Below are 6,616 nucleotides of genomic sequence, written 5' to 3'. Positions count from 1 at the left end.
CAGTGCTTCTCGGGCACGGCCGGTCGTGGCGGCGGCTCCGAGGAGCAGGTCGAGTCCGCGGGCCACGGCCATGGCCACGGGGCCCGCGGGGGTGTGCTTCAGGGTGAGGTCGTAGGCCCAGACGGTCGCGGCCAGGGGCGCGGCGACGGCCAGGGCCGGACGGCCGGCGCGGGCCGCCAGGGCCAGTCCGCCTGCGGTGAGGACGCAGGCAGCGGTGAGCGCGGCGGCCGGTCGGACGCGGCCGGAGGGCAGGGGGCGGTGCGGGCGTTCCACGGCGTCGACCTCGCGGTCCGCCCAGTCGTTGAGGGCCATGCCTGCCTCGTACAGGCAGAGGGAGGAGCCGATGGCGAGCAGGGTGCGGGAGTTGGGCTGTGCCCCGGTGGCGGCGGTGCCGGCGAGGGCGTCGCCCGGCACGCTACACAGGGCGGGCAGAACGCAGGAGTTCGGCCCAGGCACGAGCGCGCCCTGAAGCGGCCGTCGCGCTCGGAGCGCGTCTCGGTGGCCGCATCCCCGCGTGCCGTCCCGGCGGCCGGGAGGGTTCTCGCGCGGCGTCACCGGCGGCCCTCCTTGTCCTCGCCAAGGCTCCGGGCGAACCGGACCAGCGCCTCGTACTGCTCACCCAGCCCCGACGGCCCCTCCCCCACCGGGTCCTTGAAGTAGAAGCCGAGGGCGCCGAGCGGTCCGGACAGTCCCGTCTCGTGGGCACGTGCCGTCAGACGGGCGAGGTCGAGGACGAGCGGAGCCGCCAGGGCGGAGTCGCAGCCCTGCCAGATGGTCTGGAGGATCATGCGGGTGCCGAGGAAACCGTCGAAGGCGATGTGGTCCCAGGCGGTCTTCCAGTCGCCTAGGGCGGGGACGTCGTCGATGTGGACCTCGCCCTCGGGGACGGTGCCGAGGGTGTCTGCGAGGACGCGTTCCTTCCCGGCGTTCTTCGCCGCCGCGGCGGCCGGGTCGGCGAGGGCCGCGCCGTCGCCGCCGCCGAGGAGGTTGGTCCCGGACCAGGCGCGGACCGTGAGGGCGCGCTGGGCGAACATCGGGCCCAGCACGGCCCGCAGCAGTGTCTGCCCGGTCTTGCCGTCCCGGCCGGCGTGGGGCAGGCCGCTCCGCCCGGCCTCCGCGGCGGCAACCGGGTGGTGCATGCCCTCGGAGGGGGTGAAGTTGACGTAGGCGCAGCCCGCGCGCAAGGCCGCCAGCGCGTACAGGGTGCTGGCCGGCAGCGGGGCGTGCGGCCCCTGGGACGCGGGTTCGGTGGAGGCGACGTTCACCACCACGGCCCGCTCCAGCTCGTGGCGGTGCACGAAGTCGCGTATGTCGCCGGCGAAGGCCGTGATCAGTTCGGCTTCGCTCCTGGTGTCCCCCGGCGTGGGGCCACCGGGCCTGATCTCCCGGTCGGCGGCGGCGAGTTCGGCGGCGACGGCGGTGGCGACGCCCGGCGGGAGGACACCACCGGCGGTCAGGGCCTCGGCGCGTTTGGGCAGGGGGCAGTCGAGGGTGTCGTGGCCGCCGAAGACGAGGTCGGACAGCGCGGGCAGGCCGCTGCCGGTGAACGCCGGTGTCTCGGTCACCATGCCGGTGGGCGGATGCAGTCCCGCGGTGACGGCGGCGCACCCCGTGACGACGGTGGTGGCGACGGAGCCTCGGGCTCCGATCAGCCACACCCCCACACGCGGTCGGGAGAGGGACGCGGACATGGGCAGCCTCCTGATCGTGCATGAACCCGGGGTGGCAGGAGACGGCGGGCGGGGGTCCGGCGTCCCCCGCCCGCCGCCGTTCAGTCGCCCTTGACGGGCAGTTCTTTCAACTGGATGTCGCGGAAGGAGACCTGGTCGTCGGCACCGTGGTTCTGCAGGCCGATGTAGCCGTCGGTCAGGCTCCGCTCGGGGTCCTTGTTGGTGAAGTCGTTGATCTTGACTCCGTTGAGGAACACCTGGAGGCGTTCGCCCTGGACCTTGATCTCGTAGGAGTTCCACTGGCCGGGCGGCCGCAGAACCTGGTCACGGGCCTTGATGTTGGCCGACTTGAACGAGTAGACGGAGCCCGTGGTGCGGTCGGCCGCGTCCGTGGCGTCGATCTGGATCTCGTAGCCCTTGTTCACGGCGGACCAGGGGTCGTCGGAGGCCGGGAAGCCCACGAAGATCCCGGAGTTGTCGTCGCCCCGCATCTTCCAGTCGAGCTTGAGCGAGTACGACTTCAGCTCCTTGGCCTGGTACCAGAGCAGGCCCATGCCGCCCTCGGTCTCCAGAGTGCCGTCCTTGACGTTGAACGTGCCGGGGCCCGCCTGCTTCCAGCCGTCCAGCGTCTGGCCGTTGAAGATCTTCCGGTAGCCCTTGCCCGGCTTGCAGTCCGCCTTCACCTGGCCGGTGGCGTACTGAAGGCCGCCGAGCAGATGGGCGCGGAAGGCTTCCTCGGCGTAGGACTCCTTGGTGTGGCCGCCGCCGGTGTAGAAGGACCGGCCGCCGCCGTAGCTCTGGCACCAGGCGATCGGGTGGTCGCCCTTCATGGTGCCGCCCTGGTAGGTGGTCTCGTCCAGGGTGGCGAGGACCTTGGCCTGCTCACGCGGGTTGGTGCGGTAGTTGTACCACTCGTCGGTGCGCTCCCAGGTATCGCCGAGGTGCGCGGTGGACGGGTGGTCGTGGTCCTCGACGCGGACGGTGGCCTTCTGAATGGCCGGGTGCGAGTCGAAGTAGGCGCCGACCAGGCCGCCGTAGAACGGCCAGTCGTACTCGGTGTCGGCGGCGGCGTGGATGCCCATGTAGCCGCCGCCGTTCTTCACGTAGTTCTCGAACGCCTGCTGCTGCTCGGCGTTGAGCACGTCACCGGTGGTGGACAGGAAGGCCACCGCGTCGTACTTGGCGAGGTTGGTCGTGGTGAACTGCCGGGCCTCCTCGGTCGCGTCGACCGTGATGCCGGCCGGGCCGCCGAGCTCCTTCAGGGCGGTGATGCCCGCCGGGATGGAGTCGTGCCGGAAGCCGCCGGTCTTGGAGAAGACCAGGACCTTCTTGCCGCCCTTGAACGGCTCCTTGGAGAACTCGAAGTCGTCCACGTCGTACAGCGCGCCCTCGCCGCCCTTGAAGACCAGGTAGATGTCCGTGGTCTTCTTCGGCAGCGACCGCAGGGGCACGTCGACGTTCTGGAACGTCTCCCAGCCACCGGTCGGCGGTATGTACGCCGAGCCGTGCAGCGGACCGTCGGGCGAGCCGGTGCGCAGCTCGATGAAGCCGCCCGCGCCGCCGGAGGAGGCCCGCACGGTCATCTTCTTCTGCCCGTCGAACCGGTAGGGGGCGAAGGAGATGTAGTCGCCGTCGTCGATGTTGCCGACGGTCTTGCCGCCGTTGGCGCCGGTCTTCTCGATGACCGACACGCCCGACTGGGTGGTGAAGTGCTCGCCCTGGCGGTGCAGCGGCTGGAGCACGGCGCGGGCGGTGCCGGTCAGCGTCTCCTGGCCGTTCGCCCCGCCGTCGGTGTAACTGGCGCCGACGACACCGTAGATGTTGGCGTTGGGGTCGTGGCCGCCGTCACCGGGGGGCGGATTCAGGGTGCCCTCGCAGCCCATCTCACTGGTCAGCTCGTGGGCGTGGGAGTCGTGGCCGAGGCTGTAGGCGACCTTGACCTTCGAGCAGTCGACGGTCTCCTCGGGGTCGGTGACGGTCACCTTGAAGGGGACGGGCTTGCCGAACTCGGCCATGGTGCCGTTGCCCGGGACGTCGATCTTCACCTTGGGCTCGGTGTTGCCGACCACGATCCGGGTGCTGGCGTTACCGGTGTGGCCCTCGGGATCCTTGGCGGTGAAGGTCGCGGTGTAGGTGCCGACCTTCTTGTACGTGTGGGTGGGGTTGAGGCCCTCGCCCTTGGTTCCGTCGCCGAAGTCCCAGCTGTAGGTGAGGTTCGGGGAGTCGGCGTCCTTGGCGGAGCCGGTGAACGTGACCTTCAGACCGGCGGCTCCGGACGTCTTGTCGGCGCTGACCTCGGCGATCGGCGAGAAGCCGTCCTCGGCGTTCTCGATGCGGTACAGCGCGGAGTGCTCGTCGCCCTGGAACCAGGAGACGCCGTAGTCGAGGACGTAGAGCGCGCCGTCGGGGCCGAACTCCATGTCCATGATCTGGGTGCCGGTCCACGGGAAGTCGTTGATCTTCGCGACGGAGCCGTCGCCGTTCTGCTCGATCCGCTTGATCCAGCGGCGGCCGAACTCACCGGCGAAGAAGTCACCGTCGTAGGCCTCGGGGAACTTCACCTTGGAGTCGAGCCCTGGGTCGTAGCGGTAGACCGGGCCGGCCATCGGGGACTCGGAGCCGCTGCCGAACTCGGGAACCGAGCTGTCGTCGTACGGGATCCAGGCGGCCTGCGCGGGCGGCAGGTTGGTGAGGCCCGTGTTGTACGGCGAGGTGTTCTTCGGGGCGGCGCAGTCGAACTTCTCGCCGGACTCCTTGGTGGCGAAGTCGTAGTCGACATAGGCGTCGTTGTTGCCGGTGCAGAACGGCCAGCCGAAGTTGGCGGCCTTGGTGACCTTGGCGAACTCGACCTGTCCCCCCGGGCCGCGCTTGGGGTCGGCGGCGCCCGCGTCGGGGCCGTAGTCGCCGACGTAGACGATGCCGGTCTTGTCGTCGACGCTCATCCGGAACGGGTTGCGGAAGCCCATCGCGTAGATCTCGGGGCGGGTCTTCTCGGTGCCCGGGGCGAAGAGGTTGCCCTGCGGGACGGTGTACGAGCCGTCCTCGGCGACCTTGATCCGCAGGATCTTGCCGCGCAGGTCGTTGGTGTTGGCGGAGCTGCGGCGGGCGTCGAAGGCGGGGTTGCGGCCCTCGCGGTCGTCGATCGGCGTGTAGCCGTCGGAGGCGAAGGGGTTGGTGTCGTCGCCGGTCGACAGGTAGAGGTTGCCGTCCGCGTCGAAGTCGATGTCGCCGCCGACGTGGCAGCAGAGGCCGCGGGAGGCCGCGACGTCGATGACCTTCTTCTCGCTGGCCGTGTTCAGCGTGCCGTTGGCGTTCAGGGTGAAGCGGGACAGGCGGTTGACGCCGTCGAACTTCTTGAACTCCTCGGCGGTGCCGGTCTCCGGGGCGTCGCCCGCGGGGGTGTCGAGCGGCGGCGCGTAGTAGAGGTAGATCGCCCGGTTGTTCTTGAAGTCCGGGTCGATGCCGACGCCCTGGAGGCCTTCCTCGTCATGGCTGTAGACGGGGATCTTGCCGGCGACCTTGGTGACACCGCCCTGGTCGGTGAGGCGCAGCGTGCCGTCGCGCGAGGTGTGCAGGACGCTGCGGTCCGGGAGCACGGCGAGCGACATCGGCTCGCCCATCTCGGGTTCGCCCTTGGCGAGCGGCACCTGCTGGAACTGCCCCTCGGCGGCGGCCGGTTCGTCGTGCTCCGGGTGGCCGGGGTGGGCGCCGGCGACGGTGGCCGGGGCGCCCACGGCAAGGAGCAGGCCGGTGAACAGGGCGAGGGCGGAGCGGAGTTCGGGTCGCCTCGAGACGCGGGCGTTTCTCGGTCTGGTTCTGTGCACGAAGTCCCTCCGGGAACGGGGTGGGCCGTACGGGGTGGGTGCGTAGACGTGCGGTGCGGGCGCCGGGGTGCGCCGTCACCCCGGAGGTGTGTGTGACCTGAACACGAGGAAGGTGCGTGGTTCAGCTGTTGAAGGCGGCGTCGAAGGACGCGCTGGGCGGCTCGAAGTCGAAGGCCTTGAGGCGGGTCAGCGCCTCGGGCGCGCCCTGGAGCCGGTCCATGCCGGCGTCCTCCCACTCGACGGAGACCGGGCCCTGGTAGTCGATGGAGCGCAGCATCCGGAAGACGTCCTCCCAGGGGACGTCGCCGTGCCCGGCGGAGACGAAGTCCCAGCCGCGCCTGGGGTCGCCCCAGGGCAGGTGGGAGCCGAGCCGGCCGTTGCGTCCGTCGAGGCGCTTGCGGGCCTCCTTGCAGTCGACGTGGTAGATGCGGTCGCGGAAGTCCCAGAGGAAGCCGACCGGGTCGAGGTCCTGCCACACGAAGTGCGAGGGGTCGAAGTTGAGGCCGAAGGCGGGGCGCCGGCCGACCGCTTCCAGCGCGCGGACCGTCGTCCAGTAGTCGTAGGCGATCTCGCTCGGGTGGACCTCGTGCGCGAACCGCACTCCCTCGGCGTCGAAGACGTCCAGGATCGGGTTCCAGCGCTCCGCGAAGTCCTGGTAGCCGCGTTCGATCATCGCGTCGGGCGCCGGCGGGAACATGGCGACCAGGTGCCAGATGGCGGAGCCGGTGAAGCCGATGACGGTGTCGACGCCGAAGGCCGCGGCGGCGCGGGCGGTGTCCTTCATGCGCTCCGCGGCCCGTTGCCGGACCCCTTCCGGGTCTCCGTCGCCCCACACCTCCCCCGGCACGATCGCCTGGTGCCGTTCGTCGATGATGGCGTCGCAGACGGCCTGGCCGACCAGGTGGTTGGAGACGGCCCAGCACTTGAGGCCGTACTTGTCGAGCAGGGCCCGGCGGCCGTCCAGGTACGAGGGGTCCGCCAGTGCCTTGTCGACCTCGAAGTGGTCTCCCCAGCAGGCGAGTTCCAGGCCGTCGTAGCCGAAGTCACGGGCCAGGCGGCAGACCTCCTCCAGGGGGAGGTCCGCCCACTGGCCGGTGAAGAGCGTGAAGGTGCGTGGCATCG

3 protein-coding genes and 1 pseudogene are annotated in these 6,616 nt (G+C 70.6%); all 4 read right to left on the bottom strand.

Annotated features, from left to right (window positions below; all coding sequences use genetic code 11):
• Positions 1 to 508 (bottom strand): annotated as a pseudogene (locus SSQG_RS43190) (UbiA family prenyltransferase); the annotation flags it as partial.
• Positions 509 to 551: 43 nt separating this feature from the next.
• Positions 552 to 1,691 carry an inositol-3-phosphate synthase gene (locus SSQG_RS32400; protein WP_003994186.1) on the bottom strand — a complete coding sequence of 380 codons (1,140 nt, stop codon included), beginning with the start codon at positions 1,689 to 1,691 and terminating at the stop codon, positions 552 to 554.
• Positions 1,692 to 1,771: 80 nt separating this feature from the next.
• Positions 1,772 to 5,494 (bottom strand): ThuA domain-containing protein, encoded by a 3,723-nt coding sequence (locus tag SSQG_RS32395; RefSeq protein WP_003994185.1) that lies wholly within the window; start codon positions 5,492 to 5,494, stop codon positions 1,772 to 1,774.
• A gap of 121 nt (positions 5,495 to 5,615) precedes the next feature.
• Positions 5,616 to 6,614, bottom strand: coding sequence for a sugar phosphate isomerase/epimerase family protein (locus tag SSQG_RS32390; RefSeq protein ID WP_003994184.1), 999 nt, complete (start codon positions 6,612 to 6,614; stop codon positions 5,616 to 5,618).
• Between the last annotated feature and the right edge of the window lie 2 nt (positions 6,615 to 6,616).

Origin of the sequence: Streptomyces viridochromogenes DSM 40736, from assembly GCF_000158955.1 — a bacterium.
In the GTDB taxonomy this organism is placed as follows: domain Bacteria; phylum Actinomycetota; class Actinomycetes; order Streptomycetales; family Streptomycetaceae; genus Streptomyces; species Streptomyces venetus.
The sequence above is the reverse complement of the archived record's forward strand: the minus strand, read 5'-3'. Positions and strand labels throughout refer to the sequence as shown.